Source organism: Variovorax sp. Varisp41, assembly GCF_047325085.1.
Taxonomy (GTDB): domain Bacteria; phylum Pseudomonadota; class Gammaproteobacteria; order Burkholderiales; family Burkholderiaceae_C; genus Variovorax.
The window spans coordinates 1,541,004-1,560,175 of sequence record NZ_CP168540.1; the positions used below are offsets into that span (position 1 = coordinate 1,541,004).

Consider the following 19,172-nt stretch of genomic DNA (forward strand, 5'->3'; position numbering starts at 1 on the left):
TTGGCGCTTGGCCGAGCATTAATTGATCGATGCTCAATTTTTCGATGTTTATACAATCAATTCATCGACCGAACAATGGCACCCACCCGATGACCACCGCGCGCAAGAAAGCCGCTCCCCCGCCCCGCACCGCCGGCCGACCCGCGGGCGGCGCCGCGCTGACCAAGGGCCGGATCGCCGAGGTCGCGCTGGCGCTGATCGACGAGGCCGGCCTCGGCGCCTTCAGCCTGCGCGAGGTCGCGGCACGGCTCGGCGTCTACCCAGCCACGGTGCACTGGCACGTGAGCTCGCGCGAGGCGCTGCTGGCCGAGGTCGCGGCCACGGTCATGGCCGACGTGGCGCCGCCCGCCGATGCCGTGCAGCCGGGCTGGCAGGCCTGGATCGCCGAACTGTTCCGCCGCTGCCGCGCGGCCGTGCGGCGCCATCCCAACGTCGCGCAGCTGCTGGGCGCGCAGCTGGTGTCCAACGGCAGCCTGCCGACCGCGCTGGTCGAGGGCGTGCTCACGGCGCTGACCGAGGCCGGCTTCGAGGGCGAGCCGCTGCGCGAGGCCTACAACTGCACGATCGCGGCGATGCTGGGCTTCCTCACGATGGAGTTCTCGCCGCTGCCCTCGGACAACACGCAGACCTGGGCCGAGGAGCTGCGCGAGCGCGTCCACACCATCCGCCCGCTCGACCACCCGGTGCTCTCGCGCAACCTGCCGCTCCTGGCCAACCGCGCCTTCATCGTGCGCTGGGACAACGGCAGCACGGTGCCGCTGGACAGCAGCTTCGAGCGCCACGTCCAGATGACCATCGACGGCCTCGAGGCCTTCGCGCGGCGCGTCAGGCCGACGTAGGCACGGGCATCGGCACCGCATCGGCCTCGCGCCCGATGCGCAGCAGCGCGTCCTTGAGCCACAGCACGCCGGCGTCGGAATTCGAGCGCCGGTTCCAGCACACGACCGAACGGTAGCCCTGCAGCTCGAAGGGCAGCGGATGCACCGCGAGCAGCGCGTCGAAGCGCGCGGCCACGCGCAGCGGCATCACCGCCACGTGGTCGGTCTGCGCCAGCAGGTCGACGATCTGGCCGAAGCTGGTCATGGCCACGCTCATGCTGCGCTGGCGGCCCTGGCGCGCGAGCACCTGGTCGATCAGGTCGTCGAGCGCCGAGCTGCCGTAGCCCAGGAACACGTGCGGCGCGGCGCAGAAGTCGTCGAGCGAGGCGGCCTCGCCCAGGGTCGGATGGCCGCGGCGCACCGCGACCACGTAGCGGTCCTCGTAGAGCAGCGCCGATTCGCAGTCGCTCGGCGGCTGCAGCCGCGGCAGCACGGCGACATCGAAATCGCCCTTGCGCAGCCGCTCGGTCAGCGTGAGGAAGGAGCTGGTCTCCCAGTACAGCCGCACGCGCGAACCGCAGGCCACGAGCTCGTTGGCCAGCCGCGGCAGCAGCAGGTGGCTCGCGTAGTCGCCGCCCGAGATGCGGAAGATGCGCTGCGAATGCTCGGGCTGGAAGCGGTCGTCGGGCTCGAGCATGGCCGACAGGTCGGCCAGCACACGCTCGACCTGGCCCGCGAGCGCCGTGGCGCGCGCGGTGGGCTGCACGCCGTGCGCGGTGCGCGTGAACAGCGGGTCGTCGAAGGTCTCGCGCAGCCGGTTGAGCGAAGCGCTCACCGCGGGCTGGCTCAGGAACAGGCGCGTCGCCGCGCGCGACACGCTGCGCTCGCGCATCAGCGCATCGAAGGTCCGCAGCATGCCGACGTCCAGGCTGCGGATATCACGTCGGGCCATATCTCATATCCAAAGCTTCGAATTGCCCGGGGCACGGGCGGTACTTATCGTCGGGTCCACAAGTACAGCACGACCTGGAGACACGATGAATCCGTTGCGACCCCAGCCGACGCGCCGACGCGCGCTCGGCCTTCTCGGCGCCGTCATGGCCGGCGCCGCCGGCCCGGCCTTCGCGCAGGCGAGTCCGCCCAACTTCCCGACCCGCGTGGTGCGCATCATCCCCTTCGGCTCGGGCGGCGGGCCGATGGACTCGATCGCGCGCATCTACGCCGAGAAGCTCAAGGCGCGCTGGAACCAGCCGGTGATCGTCGAGCCCCGGCCCGGCGCCAGCGGCACCATCGCCGCCGACGCGGTCGCCAAGGCGGCGCCCGACGGCTACACGGTGCTGCTGACGCTGCCGCTCACGCACATCAACAACGTGGTGCTGCAGCCGCGCCTGCCCTACGACCCGGTGAAGGACTTCGAGCCGCTGTCGCAGCTCGCGACCGGCGGGCCGATGCTGATCGCGCGCGCCTCGGCGCCGTTCTCGAACGTGCGCGAGTTCGTCGCCTACGCCAAGGCGCACCGCGGCATCAGCTACGGCACCTGGGGCAACGGCTCGAACGCCCACCTGTTCGGCGAGCTGCTCGCGCGCCAGGCCGGCATCGACCTGATCCACGTGCCCTACAAGGCCGAGGCGGCCGCGCACAACGACCTGTTCGGCGAGGCGCTGGGCGTGGCCTGGGCCAACCCGGCCACCGCGCGCGGGCTGGCCCAGGCCGGCCGCATCAAGGTGCTGGGCATCACCGGAAGGCGCCGCGTGCGCTCGATGCCCGAGGTGCCGACCTTCGCCGAGCAGGGCTTCGCGGGCTTCGACCTCGACAGCTGGATCGGCGTCTACGCGCCCGCGAAGACGCCGCAGCCGGTGCTCGACGAATGGGTCGCCGCGCTGCAGGCGGTCACGCACCAGCCCGACGTGCAGGAGCGGCTGGCCGGCTACGGCTTCGAGCCGCTGGGCAGCACGCCGGCCGAGTTCCGCGCCGGCCAGAAAGCCGATTTCCCCCGTGTCGCGGACCTGATCAAGGCCGCAGGAGTCACCCCCGAATGAGCACCGTCCTTCCCTCCTCCTCTTCCACGGCCGAATGGCAGCCGGTCGCCTTCGACACCGGCACCGCCTACGGCCGCAAGCCGCCGAGCCACAAGGCCGAGCTGACCGAGGTCGGCGCCGGCACGCCGATGGGCGAGCTGCTGCGGCGCTACTGGCATCCGATCGGGCTGGCCGCCGATGCCAGCGACACGCCGCGCCAGGTGCGCGTGCTCGGCGAGGACCTGATCCTGTTCCGCGACAAGACCGGCCGGCCCGGCCTGGTGCACTGGCGCTGCGCCCATCGCGGCGCCTCGCTCTACTACGGCCGCGTGGAGGAAGGCGGCATCCGCTGCTGCTACCACGGCTGGATGTTCGACGTGCAGGGCCACTGCGTCGACCAGCCCTGCGAGCCCGAGAACGGCGCGCGCACCCGCGGCCGCGTGCGCCAGCCCTGGTACCCGGTCGAGGAGCGCTACGGTCTGGTCTGGGCCTACCTCGGCCCGGCCGAGAAGAAGCCGGTGCTGCCGCGCTACGACTGCCTGGAGGTGCTCGACGAGGGCGAGACGCTCGAGGCCGACGACAACAGCATCGGCGGCGGCGGGCCGCGGATCATTCCCTGCAACTGGCTGCAGCATTACGAGAACGTGGCCGACCCCTTCCACGTGCCGGTGCTGCACGGCAGCTTCAGCGGCACCCAGTTCGTGGCGCTGATGGGCCAGATGCCCGAGGTGAACTTCGAGAGCACCGAGACCGGCGTGATGATCACCTCGATCCGCCGGCTCGAGGACGGCCGCGTGTTCCGCCGCGTGGCCGGACCGGTGCTGCCGACCCTGCGCGTGGTGCCGAACCCGCGCGTGGCGGCCTATGGCCGGGTCGAGTCGATCGGCTGGGTGCTGCCGATCGACGACCACAGCTTCCGTATCTACACCGTGGGCCGGGTGAAGCAGCCCGGCGATCTCGCGCGCGTGCGCTCGCGCCTCAACGGCAAGCTGTGGGAGGAGCTCAGCGAGGAGGAGCACCGCCGCTTTCCCGGCGACTACGAAGCACAGGTGAGCCAGGGCGCGATCACCGCGCATTCGGAGGAGCACCTGGCGAGTTCCGACCGCGGCATCGTGATGCTGCGCCGGCTGCTGCAGCGCCAGCTCGACGCGCTGCGCGAGGGCCGCGACCCGGCCGGCGTGAGCTTCGACGCCGACGCGCCGCCGGTGCGCTTCGAGGCCGGCAACTTCCTGCAGGGCGAATGAGCGCGGCCGTCGAACGCATCGCGGTGCGCGTCGCGCGCAAGACGATCGAGGCCGAGGGCATCGCGGGCTTCCGGCTCGAGGCGGCCGGCGGCGGCGCGCTGCCGCCCTTCGAGGCCGGCGCGCACATCGAGGTGCTGCTGCCCGGCGGCCTGGTGCGGCCCTACTCGCTGTGCAACCCGCCCGCGCGGGCGCCCGGCCACTACGAGATCGGCGTGCTGCGCGAGGAAGCTTCGCGCGGCGGCTCGCGCGCGCTGCACGAGGCGGTGGCCGAGGGCACGCTGCTGCAGGTCGGTACGCCGCGCAATCTGTTCGCGCTCGATGAAGGGGCCGATCACAGCCTGCTGCTGGCCGGCGGCATCGGCATCACGCCGCTGCTCGCGATGGCGCACCGGCTCGCGGCGCTCGGCCGTGACTTCGCGCTGCACTGCTGCAACCGCAGCGCGGCACGCGCGGCCTACCGCGAGCGGCTGCGGGCGGCGGCCTTCGCCGACCGGGTGTTCTTCCACGACGACGACGGCCCGCCCGCGCAGCGCATCGACCTGGCCGCCACCATCGGCGAACCGGCGCCTGGGCGCCAGCTCTACGTCTGCGGGCCGAACGGATTCATCGAAGCGGTGCGCGCCACGGCCCGCGCGCGCGGCTGGCCCGAGGCGCGCGTGCATTTCGAATGCTTCGCGGGCACGCTGCCGCCCGTCGAAGAGGCCGGCAGCTTCGAGGTGCAGCTGCGCAGCAACGGCCGCGTGGTGCGCGTGCCGGCCGCGCTCAGCGTGGTGGATGCGCTCGCGGCCGAGGGCATCGAGATCCCGGTGTCCTGCGCCCAGGGCGTCTGCGGCACCTGCCTCACGCGCGTGCTCGAGGGCGAGGTCGCGCACCACGACCTGTTTCTCACGCCCGCCGAGCAGGCGGCCAACGACCAGTTCCTGCCCTGCTGCTCGCGCGCGCGCTCGCCGCGGCTGGTGCTCGATCTCTAGGGTGCCTCTTTCTCCTCGAGCAGTTCGTGGAGCACCATGCGCGTCTGCCGGCCGCGCAGCGCCACCTGCTCCTCGATGCGGCGCGTGGGCAGCCGCCCCGCGAGCCCCGCATGGGTGGCGTCGGACATCAGCGTGCGCGTGCCCAACTCCTTGTTGCTGCCCTCGATGCGGCTCGCGGCGTTGATCACGTCGCCGAGCGCGGTGTAGGAGAGCCGGTCGCTCGAGCCGAGCACGCCGGCGATCACGGTGCCGGTGTGCATGCCGATGCGCGTGCGGAAGGGCTGCAGCCCCTCGGCCTGCCAGCGGCGATTGAGCTCGGCCATCTCGGCATGCAGCTCGAGCGCCGCGAGGCAGGCGCGGTACTCCGCATCGGGCAGCTCGAGCGGCGCGCCCCACAGCACCATGATGCCGTCGCCCATGTACTTGTCGACCACGCCGCCATGGCGCGCGAACACGCGCTGCGCGAGGTTGAAGTACTCGGTGAGCTGGCGCACCAGCAGGTCGGCCGGCATCGACTCGGCGATGCTCGTGAAGCCCTCGACGTCGGTGAACATCGCCGTGATGCGGCGCGGCGAGCCGCCGGGCGCCAGCGCATGGCCCTCGGCCACGAGCTGGCGGATCAGGTGCACCGGCACGAACTTGCTGAAGGCCCGCAGGCTGCGCGCGGAGTCGTCGAGCGCCTGGTTCAGGTGCTGGATCTCGAGCACCCGGCTGGGCTGCTGCGGCAGGTCGTCGAGCTCGAGCCGGCCGATGCGGCGCGCGGTCTGCGACAGGTTCTCGATCGGCGCGGTCACCAGCTTCGACAGCCGCAGCGAGATGAAGAGCGCGAAGGCCAGGAAGGCCAGGGTCAGCAGCAGGCCCCAGCGCACCAGGCGCTCGAGGCCGGCGAGCAGCTCGGACTCGGGCTCCCAGCTGATCAGTTCCCAGCCCGTGGGGCCGATGCGCGAGGACTCGACCCGGTAGCGCTCGCCCGCGTGGGTGACCACGAAGCTCTCGTCCTCGACGTTCTCCGAGATGCCGTGCGTCAGCATGTACGCATGCACCGCGCCGAGCACGCCGCCCTCGGGCAGGCGCAGTTCGCGCACCGGATCGGGATGGTCGCTGCGCGCCAGCACATGGTGGTCGTCGCTCAGCAGCACGCTCTGGCCCGGGCCGCGGCTGCCGAACTGGCGCACCAGCGTCGACAGGTGGCCCAGCGACAGGTGGCCGACCACCACCAGCGACTGCAGGTGCCGCCCTTCCCCGTCGAGCCGCTCGGCCGGCTGGGCGTAGCTCACGCCGAGCTCCTCGCCGTCGTCGAAACGGAACGGCGGCGTCCACACCGGCGCCTTGCGGGCCAGCGCCTCGCGGTACCAGGCGCGCTCGGTGGCGTCGTGGTCGCTGCGGAAGGATTCGATGCGCGTGGTCGCGAAGCGCTGGCGCGGATCGCCGCCCTCGATGTCGACCGAGCGCTTGTATGCCCAGGTCTCGGTGCTGAAGGCCGGATCGCGCACCACCTGGCGGATCGCCGACACCGGGTAGCGCTCGGCCATCAGCAGATGGCCGTCGTCGCTGGCCACGCCGAGGCTGTCGAGTTCGGTCGCTTCCTCGAGCAGGGTCCACAGCATCTCGGCACTGCGCTCGCCGTCCTCGCCCAGCGGATGCAGGCTCGGCGAATCGCCGACGGCATGCACCACCGCCTGGGTCTTGGCGAGGAAGGCCAGCACGTTGTCCTCGACGCGGTCATGGCTCACCTTGTGCGCCGACTCGCCGACGCGCGACACCAGCCGCTGCGCGCCCCAGTAGCCGAGCGCCACCAGCAGCAGCGACTGGACCAGCGCGACGGCGCAGACGATGGTGCCGACGTCGACCCGGAAGCGCCTCATGCGCGTGGCGGCCGAGGCTTTGGCGGCGGGATCCGTGGAGCCCGGGGGCGGCGTTGCTTCTGTCATGCATTCCCTTTCGGCGCGTTCGGATGCGCCTGCATTTGTTGTGGCGCGGATTGTCTTCGGCCGCGCGCATAGCCCCCACGGCCCGGCAGGACTAAAATGGCGCTTCGCTAGGGGTGTTGGGTCGGCTTGCCGACCCGGCTGAGAAAGTCCCTTTGAACCTGATTGAGGTAATCCTCGCGCAGGGAAGCTGGTCCGGCGGCCTGTCACGTTCTCTCGCGTGCCAGCCGCGCCGCTGGAGCCTCGCCCACCTGCCAAACCTTTTGCCCGGAGCAAAACGGATGGCACACGACGACACATCGAATCCTCTCGCCAACGAGGCGCTGACGCCGCTGCCGGCGTCGCAGCGCGTCTTCGGCTGGCACGACCATGCCTCGCTCTGGTTCAGCCTGGGCGTGGGCCTGCTGGTGATGCAGATCGGCGCCTACCTGGTGCCGGCGGTGGGCACGCGCGACGCGGCGATCGCGATCGCGCTGGGTTCCTGCCTCGGCGCCGCGCTGTTGGCCTGGACCGCGCGCCTGGGCTGCGAGAGCGGCCTCGCCAGCGCGGGCCTGATGCATGCCACCTACGGCAGCGCCTTCGCGCGGCTGCCGGTGCTGCTCAACATCGTGCAGCTGGTGGGCTGGACCACCTTCGAGCTGGTGATCATGCGCGAGGGCACGCAGGCCATCGGCCAGTCGGTGGCCGGGCCGTGGCTGGGCAGCGCCTGGGGCGGTGTGGCGGCCACGCTGCTGTGGGGCGCGGTGCTGCTGGCGCTGCTCGCGGGCTCGATGGTGAAACTGGTGCGGCGCTTCGTGAGCCGCTTCGGGCTGCCGCTGGTGGTGCTGTCGCTGCTGTGGCTCAGCTGGCAGTTCGCAACCCAGTTGCATGCCAAGGGCTTCGATGCCTTCTGGTCGCGCCCGGGCGACGGCAGCATGGGCATGTTCGGCGCTCTCGACCTCGTGATCGCGATGCCGGTGTCGTGGCTGCCGCTGGTGGCCGACTATGCGCGACACGGCAAGCGCAGCGCCGGCGGGCTGGGCAGCGCCTTCAGCGGTACCTGGATCGGCTATGCGCTGGCCAACATCTGGTGCTATGCGCTGGGCGTGATGGTGGTGAGCGTGGCCGAGCCCGGCACCAGCCTGGTCACGGCACTGCTGCTGGCACAGGGCGGGCTGGTGGCGCTGGGGCTGATCCTGATCGACGAGCTCGACAACGCCTATGGCGACGTCTATTCGGGCTCGGTCTCCACCCACAGCCTGCTGCCGCGCTGGAGCGTGAAGCGCTGGGGCCTGCTGCTGGCCGCGCTGTGCATCGCGCTCGCGCTGGTGCTGCCGATGCACACGCTCGAGCCCTTCCTGTTGCTGCTGAGCTCGGTGTTCGTGCCGCTCTACGGCGTGATCCTTGGGCGGCTGGGCGGCGGCCGCGCGGTGGCGCCGGCCGGCGCGCGCCCCAAGGTCGACCTGGCGGCGGCGCTGATCTGGATCGCGGGCATCGCGGCCTACCACGCGCTCGCGAAATGGGCGCCGCAGTTCGGCTCGGCGCTGCCGACGCTGGCGCTGACCTTCGTGCTGGCCTGGCTCAGCCGGCCGAAGCCCGCAGCGGCAGGCGCTGCGTCGGCACTGGCGCAAAGCCGTGGTTGAGCGGGCCATGACCGGCGCCGACCTGCACGTCGACAGCGGCCGCCATCGCGCCGAGGATGTAGGCGCGCGCGCGCTCGACCGCCTCGGGCAGCGCCGCGCCCAGTGCCAGGTGCGCGGCGATGGCCGACGACAGCGTGCAGCCGGTGCCGTGCAGGTTGCGGCTCTCGATGCGGCGCGAGGCCAGGCGCGTGCGCTCGCCACTGGATTGCAGCAGCACGTCGACCACCTCGCTGCCCGGCAGGTGGCCGCCCTTGAGCAGCACGGCGCGCGCGCCGAGCCCCAGCAGCTCGTCGGCCGCGCCGTCGAGCGCGCCGATGCCGTCGATCGCATGGCCGATCAGCAGGGCCGCCTCGTCGAGGTTGGGCGTGATCACCGCGGCGCGCGGGAACAGTTCGCGCACCAGCACCTGCACCGTCTCGGCCGCGATCAGGCGGTCGCCGCTGGTGGCGACCATCACGGGGTCGAGCACCACGTTCGGCAGGCGGTAGTGGTCGATGGCCCATGCCACGACCTCGACCACCTCGGGCGCATGCAGCATGCCGAGCTTGACCGCATCGACGCCGATGTCCTCGACCACGGCCTGGATCTGCGCCTTGAGGAAGGCCGGCGGCACGCCGTGGATGCCCGTGACGCCGAGCGTGTTCTGCGCGGTGAGCGCCGTGATGGCCGTCATGCCGTAGCAGCCGAGGGCCGCGAAGGTCTTGAGATCGGCCTGGATGCCGGCGCCGCCGCCGCTGTCGGAGCCGGCGATCGAGAGCACGCGCGCATAGCGCTGGGTGGGTCCTTGGGTCATGCCGAAAATTATCGACGCGATTCGAAGGCGCAAGGAGCATGGCGATGAACCTGCCCTTCCGATCGGTGGCGATCCTCGGTGCGGGCCTCATGGGCCGGCTGATGGCCGTGACGCTCGCGCGGGCCGGCTGCCGCGTCGACCTTTACGAAGCGGGCGGCGCCGAGGCCGAAGGCGCGGCGGCGCGCGTGGCCGCGGCCATGCTCGCGCCGCTGGCCGAGTCGGCGGTGGCGCCGGTGCCGCTGGTGCGCATGGGCCACCACGCGCTGTCGCGCTGGCCCGAGCTGCTCGCGCCGCTGGCGCGGCCTGTTTTCTTCCAGCGCGAAGGCACGCTGGTGCTGTGGCACCGGCAGGATGCGAACGAGGCCGCGCGGCTCGCGCGCGTGCTGGCCCACACCGGCACGCAGGTGCCCGAGCTGGCGCCGATGCGCACGCTCGATGGCGCGGGCATCGAGGCGCTCGAGCCCTCGCTGGGCCGGCGTTTCGCCAGCGGCCTGTTCCTGCCCGGCGAAGGCCAGCTCGACAATCGCGCGCTGCTGGCAGCGCTGCTCGCGACGCTGCAGGCCGACGACAAGGTCACGCTGCACTGGCAATCGCCGCGCGCGCCCGAGGACTTCGCGCCCGGTTCGCCGGGCCAGCCCGACTGGCTGATCGACTGCCGCGGCCTCGGTGCCCGGCCGCAATGGAACGCGCTGCGCGGCGTGCGCGGCGAGGTGATCCGCGTGCATGCGCCCGACGTGACGCTGGCGCGGCCCACGCGGCTCGTGCATCCGCGCTATCCGCTCTACATCGCGCCCAAGCCCGAAGGCCTGTTCGTGATCGGCGCGACCGAGATCGAATCGGACGACATGTCGCCCGCGAGCGTGCGCTCCACGCTCGAGCTGCTCAGTGCCGCCTACGCAGTGCACAGCGGCTTCGCCGAGGCGCGCATCGTCGAGATCGCGACGCAGTGCCGCCCCACTCTGCCCGACAACCTGCCCGCGCTGCGCCAGCCGCGGCCGCGCGTGCTGCAGATCAACGGCCTGTACCGCCACGGTTTCATGATCGCGCCCGCGCTGCTCGATGCCGCGATGGAGTGGCTCGCGCAGGGCCGCTCGCCGCTGGCGCAAGGCTTCGGCCTGGAGACTCCATGACGACGATGAACATCCTGATCAACGACAAGCCCTTCGCGCTGCCCGAGCACGCCACGCTGACCGACGCACTCGCCGCGCTGAATGCCACGCCGCCCTTCGCGGTGGCCGTGAACCGCGAGTTCGTGCCGCGCTCGGCCTATGCCGCGCGCGCGCTGCGGCCCGACGACCGCGTCGAGGTGATCCGCCCGGTGACGGGCGGCTGAACGCATTGATGGAGACAAGACCGATGACCACGACCCCGAACGATCCGCTGGTGCTCTACGGCGAGACCTTCCACAGCCGCCTGCTGCTGGGCACCGCGCGCTACCCCTCGCCCGACCTGCTCGAGGCCGCCGTGAAGCGCGCGAAGCCCGCGATGCTCACGGCCTCGCTGCGGCGCCAGACCACCAACCAGGGCTCGGGCAACAGCGAGCTCGGCAACGGCTTCTGGGAACTGCTGCGCCGGCTCGAGGTGCCGGTGCTGCCCAACACCGCGGGCTGCCACAGCGTGCAGGAAGTGGTCGCCACCGCGCAGATGGCGCGCGAGCTGTTCGACACGCCGTGGATCAAGCTCGAGCTGATCGGCGACGACTACACGCTGCAGCCCGACACGCTGAACCTGGTCGATGCCGCCTCGCAGCTGATCCGCGACGGCTTCAAGGTGCTGCCCTACTGCACCGAGGACCTGGTGCTGTGCCAGCGGCTGGTCGACATCGGCTGCCAGGCCGTGATGCCGTGGGCCGCGCCGATCGGCACCGGCCGCGGGCCGGTCAACCCCTATGCGCTGCAGGTGCTGCGCGACCGGCTCGAGGTGCCGATGCTGGTCGACGCCGGACTGGGCCTGCCCTCGCATGCCTGCCAGGTGATGGAGTGGGGCTTCGATGGCGTGCTGCTGAACACCGCCGTCGCGCTCGCGCAGGACCCAGTCGCGATGGCCGGCGCCTTCGCCGATGCGGTGCAAGCGGGCCGGGCCGCGCGCCGCGCCGGCGCCATGGCCGCGCAGGATGCGGCGCAGGCGAGCACGCCGGTGCTGGGCACGCCGTTCTGGCATCACGCGGGATGAGCGGCAGCATGAACCACGAACAACGACCGGACCGCGCGCGCGTCGCGCAGGAGATCGTCGCGGCGCATGGCCTGCGCTTCGGTGCCGCCACCTCGGCCCCCGCGACCGCGATCGCCTACAGCGCCGACGACGCCATCTACCGTGGCGCGCGACAGGCCTGCGGCGCGCTCGGCTTCATCGACATCGACGCCGAATGCATCGCACGCGCGTGGCGCGCGCAGAGCGAGCGCCTCGGCGGCTTCGATGCGCAGCGCTGGCCCGACGCGCCCGCCGATTTCGGCCTGCGCGAATTTCCGCCGGCGGCGCGCGACAACGCCTTCGCGCCCTGCCCCGAGCAGCTCGGCCTCTATGCCGTGCTGCCCGATGCCGCCTGGGTCGGCCGCATGGCGCGCGCGGGCGTGCCGACGGTGCAGCTGCGCTTCAAGTCCGAGGACGCGGCGGCCGTGGCGCGCGAAGTTCACGCGGCCGTGGCGGCCGTGCAAGGTACCGACGCGCTGCTGTTCATCAACGACCACTGGCGCGTGGCGATCGAGGCGCGCGCCTACGGCGTGCACCTGGGCCAGGAAGACCTCGATGCGCTCGCGCCCGAGGAGCTGCAACGGATCCGCGCCGCCGGCCTGCGCCTGGGCGTCAGCACGCACGGCTATGCCGAGATGGTGCGCGCCGACGCGGTCGGCCCCAGCTACATCGCGATGGGTGCGGTCTACCCGACCACGCTCAAGAAGATGGCGACCGCGCCGCAAGGCGTGGCGCGTCTCGCGGCCTACGCGCGCCTGCTGCGCGGCTATCCGCAGGTGGGCATCGGCGGCATCGACGCGCTGCGCCTGCCCGAGGTGCTCGCCACCGGCGTCGGCTCCGTCGCCGTGGTACGCGCGCTGGTCGCCGCCGAGGACCCCGAGGGCACGGCCGCGCAATGGATGGCAGCGATCGACGCCCACCGCACCGCATCGGCTGCGAAGCCCTGAACACCGACCGAATGACGCATCCTTCTCTTCTTCTTTCCCGCACCCCCGTCGCCTGCGCGATGGCCGCGCTGCTCGCTGCTCACGGTGCCTTCGCCCAGGCACAGGACACCACCGCGCTGCCGGCCGTGACCGTGAACCCCTCCACGCTCGCGCCGCCGGCCGAGATCAGCGGCTTCGGCGACGTGCCACTGCGCGAGCTGCCGCTGTCGGCCACCGTGATCGACAGCAACCAGCTGCGCGCGAGCGGTGCGCGCCGCCTCGCGGACCTCACGCAGTTCGATGCCTCGGTGACCGATGCCTACAACTCGGCCGGCTACTGGGACTACCTCACGGTGCGCGGCTTCGTGCTCGACAACCGCTTCAACTACCGGCGCGAGGGCCTGCCGATCAGCGCCGAGACCTCGATCCCGCTCGACAACAAGGAGCGCGTCGAGATCCTGCGCGGCACCAGCGGCATCCAGGCCGGCACCAGTGCGCCGGGCGGGCTCGTCAACTACGTGGTCAAGCGGCCGACCGAGCACGACCTGCGCGCGGTGCGCATCGAGACCACCAGCCGCGGCAGCCTGCTCGGCGCTGTCGACCTCGGCGGGCGCTTCGGCGCGCAGCGCGAGTTCGGCTACCGGATCAACGTCGCGGCCGAGAACCTCAAGCCGCTGGTGCACGACCTCGACGGCAACCGCAACCTGTTCTCGCTCGCGGCCGACTGGCGCATCACGCGCGACTCGGTGCTCGAGTTCGAGATCGAGAAGAGCCGCAAGACGCAGCCGAGCCAGAATGGCTACAGCCTGCTGGGTGCCCGGTTGCCGGCGCCGGTCGATCCGCGCATCAACCTCAACAACCAGCCCTGGTCGCAGCCTTCGGAATTCGATGCGCTGACCGGCACGCTGCGCTTCAGCCAGGCCATCGACGCCGACTGGCGCTGGAGCGCGCAGCTCGGCCGGCAACGGCTGCGCACCGACGACCGCCTGGCCTATGCCTTCGGTTGCGGCGCCGAGGGCAACTACGACCGCTACTGCAGCGACGGCACCTTCGACGTCTACGATTTCCGCAGCGAGAACGAGCACCGCACGCAGACCGCGGGCAGCCTCAACCTCAAGGGCAACGTGATGACGGGTAGCGTGCGGCACGAGCTCGGCATCGGCCTGCTGCAAAGCCGCGTGCGCAACCGCTTCCAGAACCAGGCCTACAACTACGCGGGCACCGGCAACATCTGGGCGACCTCCTTCGTGCCGCCGGCGCCCGACGCCACCACGCCGCAGACCAACCGCGACGAGCGCTCGACCGAGCTCACCCTGCAGGACGCGATCCGCTGGAACGAGCGCTTCACCACCTGGGTCGGCGTGCGCCACACGCGGCTCGACCGCAGCAGCATCGGCAACGACGGCTCGAACCCGACCGGCTACAAGCAGGACGTGACCACGCCGTGGGTGGCCGTGAGCTACGTGCTGCGGCCCGAGCTGCTGGCCTATGCGAGCTGGGGCAAGGGCGTGGAGTCGCAGGTGGTGCCGAACCGCCCCGACCTCTACGGCAATGCGGGGCAGGCGCTCGCGGCGCTCGCCTCGCGCCAATGGGAGCTGGGCCTCAAGGGCGGCAACGAGGCCTTCAACTGGCAGCTCGCGTGGTTCGACATCTCGCGGCCGCTGACCAACCTCGATGCCTGCGGCGAATCGTGCACCGTGCGCAACGACGGCCGCGCCGTGCATCGCGGACTCGAGGCCGGTGCGCAATGGAACCAGGGACCGTGGCGCCTCGGCGGCAGCGTGTCGGTCATCGACGCGAAGCGCCGCGGCAGCACGGCCGATCCCGCGCTCAACGGACAGTCGCCGACCAACGTGCCCAAGCAGGTGCTGCGCGCGCAGGTCGCCTACCGCGTGCCCGCGGTGGCGGGCCTCGAGATCGCGGGACAGCTGTCGTACGAAGGCCGGCGCAACGTGCTGCCCGATGGTTCGATCCGACTGCCGTCGTGGACGCGCCTCGATGCGGTGCTGCGCTACGACACCAGGCTCAACGGCGTGAACACCAGTTGGTCGCTGGCCGTCGACAACGTCTTCGATCGCCGCTACTGGAAGGAATCGCCCTACCAGTTCAGCCACGTCTACCTGTTCCCGGGCGCGCCGCGCACGCTGCGACTGGGCGTGAGCATCGCGCTCTGAACTTTTTTAGCGAAAAGTTGCGTCGGTTTGCCAGACCCTCAAAAACGACGCTATAATCTGAGGCTTGTTCCTCGATAGCTCAGTCGGTAGAGCGCCGGACTGTTAATCCGTAGGTCCCTGGTTCGAGCCCAGGTCGAGGAGCCAAAAACAAGCCGCAAGGCTACTGGATGCCCCGCTACTCACAAGGTAGCGGGGCATTTTCCTTTGTGCTCGCGCATCGACCTGCAAACGCGTGCCGAAGAACGAATGCGGGAACACGATCGATGGCCGATCGCACGCATCGCATCCGCTCTTTCTTCATCGCCCGCATGCAGCGCGAAGACGACGCGATCGACGAATCGCGCGGACAAAAAAAAGCCCGGCATCGGACCGGGCTCAAGCCTTCTTGCAGTCAAGCATCAAAGGGACGGGCAACCCGTCAAGGAGAATGGAAAGTGGTGCGCCGCGCGCCTGCCATGGGCCGTAGTTTACTGTATATTTGTACAGTTCTCTCAACCCAGGAGTACCGCCATGCCCCGCATCGAACAACCGGTGGTCGTGCCCAACTACGCGCTGACCGACGCCCTCGCCTGGATCTCGAAATTCGCCCATGCCTGGAAGGCGATCGAGCCCGCGCCCGCCACGCTCAGCATCGACGGCTTCATCATCTGGGGACCGGTGCTCTACGAGAAGCACAGCGCCGAGGATCCGGTGCAGCTCGCGGCACGGTTGTTCGGCAGCTCGGGCCCTTACTTCAGGTACCTGTACCCGGGCGCGGCCGCCGCGGCCAACCAGGGATGAGGCGTTCGGCGCACGGGTGCATGCCTTGGAAGACACGGGAATGTCGGAGAATCGTGCGATGAACTGGCATGCACCGTCCCTCCTGGCCCTCCTGTCGATCCCCTGCGCGCTGGCCATCGCCGGCTGCTCGACGCCCCCGAACGAAGTGATGCAGTTCCGCGAAGGCGTTCTGCGCGCCACCACCTACACGCAGGCACAGATCTACTGCGACAACAAGAGCCAGAGCCCGCGCTGGCTCGGCAAGGCACCGGCCGAGAGCGGCGTGCTGTTTCGCTGCGAATGACGATGCGATGAGGCGGGCCGCGCGCTGAACCGCGGCATCGCGAAGACCAGGCGTCATCGGGCTCGCGTCCACACCCGATCCACCCAGGCCGGCAGGCATCGCGCTTGCCGGCCTTTCGTTTTCCGGCCGTTCGATCAGTGCGCCGTCACGCCGCCGCCAGTCGCATCGCGGCGGGTCTTCGCGTTGTCGATGGTCGCGCTGACCGAGCTGGTGTTGATGGCCAGCGCCACGAGCACGGAGCCGACGAAGGCCGGGTCGGTCGAGCCGCTGAATTCCGCCGCGCCCGCGATCGCCAGGGCCTGCTGCACCTGCTGGCGCGTGAGTTCGGCTGCCGCTTCTCCAACGACGTTCTTCTTGGTGGTTGCCATCTGAAAACTCCTGATTCTGGAAGTGAGGAAAAAAAGCAAAACAACGCCAGCCGACTGCGGGCCGCGTGAGATCCATCACGCGCCACAACCCTCCGCCAACGATGAAATGTTAACTGGGCGTCAAAAATAAGATGAAGGTTTTCACTCGAAGCGCTTGGTGAGAACACCGTCGTCGCGCTCATCTTTTCTGAAGATTTCCGGATGGATAATCGCGCCTCGCTACGCCGGCCGGCGCGTCGCGCAAGCCCCCGGGCCTTGCCGTTCGCGCAGCGCACCAGGCGGCGCGTTTCGAAGATGGGCCACCTTCCAAGAGCCCCCGTTCGAGCCGAGGTCGAGGAGCCGTTTTCCATCCCAGGCCATGCCGGACTCCGCACCGCGGACGACGCGCATGCGCACATGACTTTCGACACTGGCGTACCGGGTGACCGGTCCGTATCGTCGCGCGGTCGCTTGCGACGCGGTATCGAATCGGGAGCTCGTATTGGCCACGCGGTCCCACCTTCGGCTGTTCGATAGGGGCGCCTGCCGCGCGGGCGCCGTGTTGTTTCACTTGATAGATCGGGACATGGCTTTTTCCAAACTTTCTCTCGCAAGCGCACTGGCCGGCCTGCTGGCCCTCTCGGGTTGCCAGACCATGGACATGCAGATGGGCAGCCAATCGGCCAAGACCGTCGCCACGGGCAGCGCGGCCGGCGCCGCCACCTCGGGCGAAAGCAGCGCGCTCGAGCGCTGCGACTCGCCGCTGGGCACCGTCTCGCTGATCGAGAACGTGAATGCCGGCTGGTACACGGTGCTGACCGGCGAATACAAGCTGCCGCCCACCGCCAACCTGCTGCGCCTGCTGGTGCAGCAATCGAACTGCTTCGTGGTGGTCGAGCGCGGCGCGGCCGGCATGAACGCGATGACGCGCGAGCGCGCGCTGCAGCAGTCGGGCGAGATGCGTGGCGGCAGCAACTTCGGCCGCGGCCAGATGGTCGCGTCGGACTACGGCCTGTCGCCCGAGATCGTGTTCAGCAACAGCGACGCGGGCGGCCTCGGCGGCGCGCTCGGCGGACTGGTCGGCGGTGGCCGTGGCCGTGCGATCGCGAACCTGGGCGCGAACCTGCAGACCAAGGAAGCCTCGGCGCTGCTGACCCTGATCGACAACCGCTCGGGCGTGCAGGTCGCGGCGGCGGAAGGCAGCGCCTCGAAGACCGACTTCGGCGGCTTCGCCGACCTCGCCGGCGGCCGCGCGGCCGGTGGCATCGGCGGCTACACGCGCACCCCGCAAGGCAAGGTGATCGCGGCGGCCTTCATGGACGCCTTCAACCAGATGGTCCGTTCGCTGCGCAACTACAAGGCGCAGACCGTGCGCGGCCAGGGCCTGGGTGGCGGTGGCCGCCTCGGCGTGGATGGCGGCGCGGCACCGTCGCAGACCTATGTGCCGGCCGAGCAGCCGGCGCGTCGCCGCAAGTAAGCGCGGCGAGAGACGAGCAGCCCCGCCGCCGCCAGGCCGCGGGGCTTTTTATCGCCCGTCTTTCAGAGATGCCGCGTCTCGGCCGGCGGGTTGAACCAGTTGTTGTTGCGCCCGTCCATGTACATCACGGGCGCGGCCACCAGTTCGTCGGGCGTGGCGTCGTCGAGGCAGCTGACATTGATGCTGACGTACTTGCCACCGACCTCGGCCACGTCGCCGCGGCCGAAGGGCCGCACGCCGCAATGGCGGCAGAACAGGTGGTGCGTGCTGTACGAGCCGAACTGGTAGCTCGACAGCTCCTCCTCGCCACTGACCATCCGGAAGGCCTCGGGCCGCACGATCGCCCCCCAGTTGCGCGCCTTGGCACAGATCGAGCAGTTGCAACGGCCGGTGCCGGCCGCGAGATCGATGTCGGCCTGGAAGCGAACCTTGCCGCAGTGGCAGCTGCCGTTGTAGGTCTTGAGCATGGGCTTTTCTCCTGGGGTCTGAGGTGTTGGAAGGCCCGAAGACTAAGGTCCATTGCGGACAGATCCTGTCCTCGATCGCAGGCATCATCGCTTCCATGCTCTCCGCCTCCGCCCGCCTCATCCGCCTGTTGTCGCTGTTCCAGGCCCAGCGCGCCTGGACCGGCGCCGAGCTCGCGCGCCGCCTCGAGATCACCGAGCGCACCCTGCGCCGCGACGTCGACCGGCTGCGCAGCCTCGGCTACACGGTCGATTCCACCTCGGGCGTCGCCGGCGGCTACCGGCTGGGCGCGGGCAACAGCCTGCCGCCGCTCCTGCTCGAGGACGAGGAAGCGATCGCGGTCGCGGTCGGCCTGGGCGTGGGCCCGGCCTCCAGCGACGGCGGCAACGACATCGAGAACGCCTCGATGCGCGCGCTGGCCAAGCTCGAGCAGCTGATGCCGCCGCGGCTGCGCCGCCGGCTCGACAAGCTGCGCGCCACCGTGGTGCCGGTGCTGCAGAAGCGCTCGGACATCCGGCTCAAGGCGGTGTCGCTGTTCGCCGAGGCCTGCGCCAACCGCGCGCTGCTGCGCTTCGGCTACCGCGACCACCACGAGGTCGTCAGCAGCCGCCGCGTGGAGCCGCACCGCGTGGTACAGACCGGCCAGCGCTGGTACCTGCTGGCCTGGGACACGGACCGCGAGGACTGGCGCACCTTCCGGCTCGACCGCATCGTCGATCCCGAGCCCACCGGCGCGCGCTTCACGCCGCGGCGGCTGCCGCACGGCGACATCGCGGCCTACATGCAGCACGCGCTGCAGATCTCGCCCTACCTGCACCATGCGCGCGTGCTGGTGCATGCGCCCGTGGCCGCGCTCGACGGCCAGTTGTCGTGGGTCGGCGGCGTGCCCGAGGCCGTGGCGCCCGACCGCACGCGCATCCAGACCGCGGCCAATTCGCTCGATGCGCTGGCGGTCTGGCTCGGCTGCCTGGGACACGACTTCGAGGTCGAGTCGCCGCCCGAGCTCGGCGCGCACCTGCAGCGCGTGGCGTCGCGGCTGGCGCGCATGTCGGCCGCCTGAACGCGCGGCCCGCGCCCCTCCCACGTATATAGGATGGGCACGGCGCGCGCCGGCCCCTACGCTGCGGGTCCGCCCA

19 protein-coding genes, 1 tRNA gene and 1 riboswitch are annotated in these 19,172 nt (G+C 70.7%); of the genes, 15 read left to right on the top strand and 5 right to left on the bottom strand.

Annotated elements, in window-relative coordinates; genetic code table 11:
• Window positions 1-89: 89 nt before the first annotated feature.
• Window positions 90-839 (top strand): TetR/AcrR family transcriptional regulator, encoded by a 750-nt coding sequence (locus ACEN9J_RS07175; RefSeq protein ID WP_413763685.1) that lies wholly within the window; start codon window positions 90-92, stop codon window positions 837-839.
• On the opposite strand, the gene ACEN9J_RS07180 is transcribed toward ACEN9J_RS07175, so the two are convergent.
• Window positions 826-1,770, bottom strand: coding sequence for a LysR family transcriptional regulator (locus ACEN9J_RS07180; RefSeq protein ID WP_208509285.1), 945 nt, complete (start codon window positions 1,768-1,770; stop codon window positions 826-828). The genes ACEN9J_RS07175 and ACEN9J_RS07180 overlap by 14 nt on opposite strands.
• Before the next feature lie 85 nt (window positions 1,771-1,855).
• Here ACEN9J_RS07180 and ACEN9J_RS07185 point away from each other — a divergent pair, with 85 nt between their 5' ends.
• The 3 genes from ACEN9J_RS07185 to ACEN9J_RS07195 are packed head-to-tail and all read left to right on the top strand — an operon-like array spanning window position 1,856 to window position 5,051.
• Window positions 1,856-2,857, top strand: a complete 1,002-nt coding sequence (locus ACEN9J_RS07185) for a Bug family tripartite tricarboxylate transporter substrate binding protein (RefSeq protein WP_413763686.1) — start codon at window positions 1,856-1,858, stop codon at window positions 2,855-2,857.
• Window positions 2,854-4,080, top strand: a complete 1,227-nt coding sequence (locus ACEN9J_RS07190; RefSeq protein ID WP_057596668.1) for an aromatic ring-hydroxylating dioxygenase subunit alpha — start codon at window positions 2,854-2,856, stop codon at window positions 4,078-4,080. The genes ACEN9J_RS07185 and ACEN9J_RS07190 overlap by 4 nt, the downstream gene beginning before the upstream one ends.
• Window positions 4,077-5,051 (top strand): PDR/VanB family oxidoreductase, encoded by a 975-nt coding sequence (locus tag ACEN9J_RS07195; RefSeq protein WP_413763687.1) that lies wholly within the window; start codon window positions 4,077-4,079, stop codon window positions 5,049-5,051. The genes ACEN9J_RS07190 and ACEN9J_RS07195 overlap by 4 nt, the downstream gene beginning before the upstream one ends.
• On the opposite strand, the gene ACEN9J_RS07200 is transcribed toward ACEN9J_RS07195, so the two are convergent.
• The gene (locus ACEN9J_RS07200) at window positions 5,048-6,916 is read right to left on the bottom strand and encodes an adenylate/guanylate cyclase domain-containing protein (RefSeq protein WP_413763688.1); all 1,869 of its coding nucleotides are present in this window, start codon (window positions 6,914-6,916) and stop codon (window positions 5,048-5,050) included. The genes ACEN9J_RS07195 and ACEN9J_RS07200 overlap by 4 nt on opposite strands.
• Window positions 6,917-7,081: 165 nt before the next feature.
• Window positions 7,082-7,184: riboswitch (TPP riboswitch) on the top strand.
• Window positions 7,185-7,260: 76 nt separating this feature from the next.
• Between ACEN9J_RS07200 and ACEN9J_RS07205 the strand changes: the two genes are divergently transcribed.
• On the top strand, window positions 7,261-8,601 hold the full coding sequence (locus tag ACEN9J_RS07205) for a purine-cytosine permease family protein (RefSeq protein ID WP_413763689.1): 1,341 nt from the start codon (window positions 7,261-7,263) through the stop codon (window positions 8,599-8,601).
• Here the strand turns inward: ACEN9J_RS07205 and thiD are convergent.
• Window positions 8,540-9,394 carry a bifunctional hydroxymethylpyrimidine kinase/phosphomethylpyrimidine kinase gene (gene thiD / locus ACEN9J_RS07210; protein ID WP_413763690.1) on the bottom strand — a complete coding sequence of 285 codons (855 nt, stop codon included), beginning with the start codon at window positions 9,392-9,394 and terminating at the stop codon, window positions 8,540-8,542. The two genes, ACEN9J_RS07205 and thiD, sit on opposite strands and share 62 nt — an antisense overlap.
• 44 nt (window positions 9,395-9,438) lie before the next feature.
• Here thiD and ACEN9J_RS07215 point away from each other — a divergent pair, with 44 nt between their 5' ends.
• From ACEN9J_RS07215 to ACEN9J_RS07250, 8 genes are all read left to right on the top strand, one after another.
• Entirely contained in the window at window positions 9,439-10,524 is a 1,086-nt protein-coding gene (locus ACEN9J_RS07215) for an FAD-dependent oxidoreductase (protein ID WP_413763691.1), read from the top strand.
• Window positions 10,525-10,529: 5 nt separating this feature from the next.
• Window positions 10,530-10,727, top strand: coding sequence for a sulfur carrier protein ThiS (thiS, locus tag ACEN9J_RS07220; RefSeq protein WP_057596681.1), 198 nt, complete (start codon window positions 10,530-10,532; stop codon window positions 10,725-10,727).
• A gap of 23 nt (window positions 10,728-10,750) precedes the next feature.
• Window positions 10,751-11,566 carry a thiazole synthase gene (locus tag ACEN9J_RS07225; protein WP_413763692.1) on the top strand — a complete coding sequence of 272 codons (816 nt, stop codon included), beginning with the start codon at window positions 10,751-10,753 and terminating at the stop codon, window positions 11,564-11,566.
• 8 nt (window positions 11,567-11,574) lie between these two features.
• Window positions 11,575-12,531 (top strand): thiamine phosphate synthase, encoded by a 957-nt coding sequence (gene thiE / locus ACEN9J_RS07230; RefSeq protein ID WP_413763693.1) that lies wholly within the window; start codon window positions 11,575-11,577, stop codon window positions 12,529-12,531.
• A 59-nt stretch (window positions 12,532-12,590) separates the two neighbouring features.
• Window positions 12,591-14,684 (top strand): TonB-dependent siderophore receptor, encoded by a 2,094-nt coding sequence (locus tag ACEN9J_RS07235; RefSeq protein ID WP_413763694.1) that lies wholly within the window; start codon window positions 12,591-12,593, stop codon window positions 14,682-14,684.
• A 68-nt stretch (window positions 14,685-14,752) separates the two neighbouring features.
• Window positions 14,753-14,828, top strand: a tRNA-Asn gene (locus tag ACEN9J_RS07240).
• 366 nt (window positions 14,829-15,194) lie between these two features.
• Window positions 15,195-15,464 carry a hypothetical protein gene (locus tag ACEN9J_RS07245; RefSeq protein WP_057596661.1) on the top strand — a complete coding sequence of 90 codons (270 nt, stop codon included), beginning with the start codon at window positions 15,195-15,197 and terminating at the stop codon, window positions 15,462-15,464.
• Between the two features lie 58 nt (window positions 15,465-15,522).
• On the top strand, window positions 15,523-15,747 hold the full coding sequence (locus tag ACEN9J_RS07250; RefSeq protein ID WP_057596660.1) for a hypothetical protein: 225 nt from the start codon (window positions 15,523-15,525) through the stop codon (window positions 15,745-15,747).
• Window positions 15,748-15,881: 134 nt separating this feature from the next.
• Here ACEN9J_RS07250 and ACEN9J_RS07255 read toward each other — a convergent pair whose 3' ends face one another.
• Complete coding sequence (locus ACEN9J_RS07255) at window positions 15,882-16,115, bottom strand: hypothetical protein (protein WP_057598089.1); 234 nt, start codon at window positions 16,113-16,115, stop codon at window positions 15,882-15,884.
• Between the two features lie 565 nt (window positions 16,116-16,680).
• Here ACEN9J_RS07255 and ACEN9J_RS07260 point away from each other — a divergent pair.
• Window positions 16,681-17,571, top strand: a complete 891-nt coding sequence (locus ACEN9J_RS07260) for a peptidoglycan-binding protein (RefSeq protein ID WP_057592465.1) — start codon at window positions 16,681-16,683, stop codon at window positions 17,569-17,571.
• 62 nt (window positions 17,572-17,633) lie between these two features.
• Here the strand turns inward: ACEN9J_RS07260 and ACEN9J_RS07265 are convergent, their stop codons facing one another.
• A complete protein-coding gene (locus tag ACEN9J_RS07265; protein ID WP_057592466.1) occupies window positions 17,634-18,038 on the bottom strand; it encodes a GFA family protein in 405 nt (134 codons plus the stop codon).
• Window positions 18,039-18,133: 95 nt separating this feature from the next.
• Here ACEN9J_RS07265 and ACEN9J_RS07270 point away from each other — a divergent pair, with 95 nt between their 5' ends.
• On the top strand, window positions 18,134-19,096 hold the full coding sequence (locus ACEN9J_RS07270; protein ID WP_413763695.1) for a helix-turn-helix transcriptional regulator: 963 nt from the start codon (window positions 18,134-18,136) through the stop codon (window positions 19,094-19,096).
• Window positions 19,097-19,172 lie beyond the last annotated feature (76 nt).

Coding starts and splice junctions, on each gene's coding strand:
- ACEN9J_RS07175 (WP_413763685.1), top strand. CDS start 90: ATGACCACCGCGCGCAAGAAAGCCGCTCCCCCGCCCCGCACCGCCGGC.
- ACEN9J_RS07180 (WP_208509285.1), bottom strand. CDS start 1,770: ATGGCCCGACGTGATATCCGCAGCCTGGACGTCGGCATGCTGCGGACC.
- ACEN9J_RS07185 (WP_413763686.1), top strand. CDS start 1,856: ATGAATCCGTTGCGACCCCAGCCGACGCGCCGACGCGCGCTCGGCCTT.
- ACEN9J_RS07190 (WP_057596668.1), top strand. CDS start 2,854: ATGAGCACCGTCCTTCCCTCCTCCTCTTCCACGGCCGAATGGCAGCCG.
- ACEN9J_RS07195 (WP_413763687.1), top strand. CDS start 4,077: ATGAGCGCGGCCGTCGAACGCATCGCGGTGCGCGTCGCGCGCAAGACG.
- ACEN9J_RS07200 (WP_413763688.1), bottom strand. CDS start 6,916: ATGAGGCGCTTCCGGGTCGACGTCGGCACCATCGTCTGCGCCGTCGCG.
- ACEN9J_RS07205 (WP_413763689.1), top strand. CDS start 7,261: ATGGCACACGACGACACATCGAATCCTCTCGCCAACGAGGCGCTGACG.
- thiD (WP_413763690.1), bottom strand. CDS start 9,394: ATGACCCAAGGACCCACCCAGCGCTATGCGCGCGTGCTCTCGATCGCC.
- ACEN9J_RS07215 (WP_413763691.1), top strand. CDS start 9,439: ATGAACCTGCCCTTCCGATCGGTGGCGATCCTCGGTGCGGGCCTCATG.
- thiS (WP_057596681.1), top strand. CDS start 10,530: ATGAACATCCTGATCAACGACAAGCCCTTCGCGCTGCCCGAGCACGCC.
- ACEN9J_RS07225 (WP_413763692.1), top strand. CDS start 10,751: ATGACCACGACCCCGAACGATCCGCTGGTGCTCTACGGCGAGACCTTC.
- thiE (WP_413763693.1), top strand. CDS start 11,575: ATGAACCACGAACAACGACCGGACCGCGCGCGCGTCGCGCAGGAGATC.
- ACEN9J_RS07235 (WP_413763694.1), top strand. CDS start 12,591: ATGGCCGCGCTGCTCGCTGCTCACGGTGCCTTCGCCCAGGCACAGGAC.
- ACEN9J_RS07245 (WP_057596661.1), top strand. CDS start 15,195: ATGCCCCGCATCGAACAACCGGTGGTCGTGCCCAACTACGCGCTGACC.
- ACEN9J_RS07250 (WP_057596660.1), top strand. CDS start 15,523: ATGAACTGGCATGCACCGTCCCTCCTGGCCCTCCTGTCGATCCCCTGC.
- ACEN9J_RS07255 (WP_057598089.1), bottom strand. CDS start 16,115: ATGGCAACCACCAAGAAGAACGTCGTTGGAGAAGCGGCAGCCGAACTC.
- ACEN9J_RS07260 (WP_057592465.1), top strand. CDS start 16,681: ATGGCTTTTTCCAAACTTTCTCTCGCAAGCGCACTGGCCGGCCTGCTG.
- ACEN9J_RS07265 (WP_057592466.1), bottom strand. CDS start 18,038: ATGCTCAAGACCTACAACGGCAGCTGCCACTGCGGCAAGGTTCGCTTC.
- ACEN9J_RS07270 (WP_413763695.1), top strand. CDS start 18,134: ATGCTCTCCGCCTCCGCCCGCCTCATCCGCCTGTTGTCGCTGTTCCAG.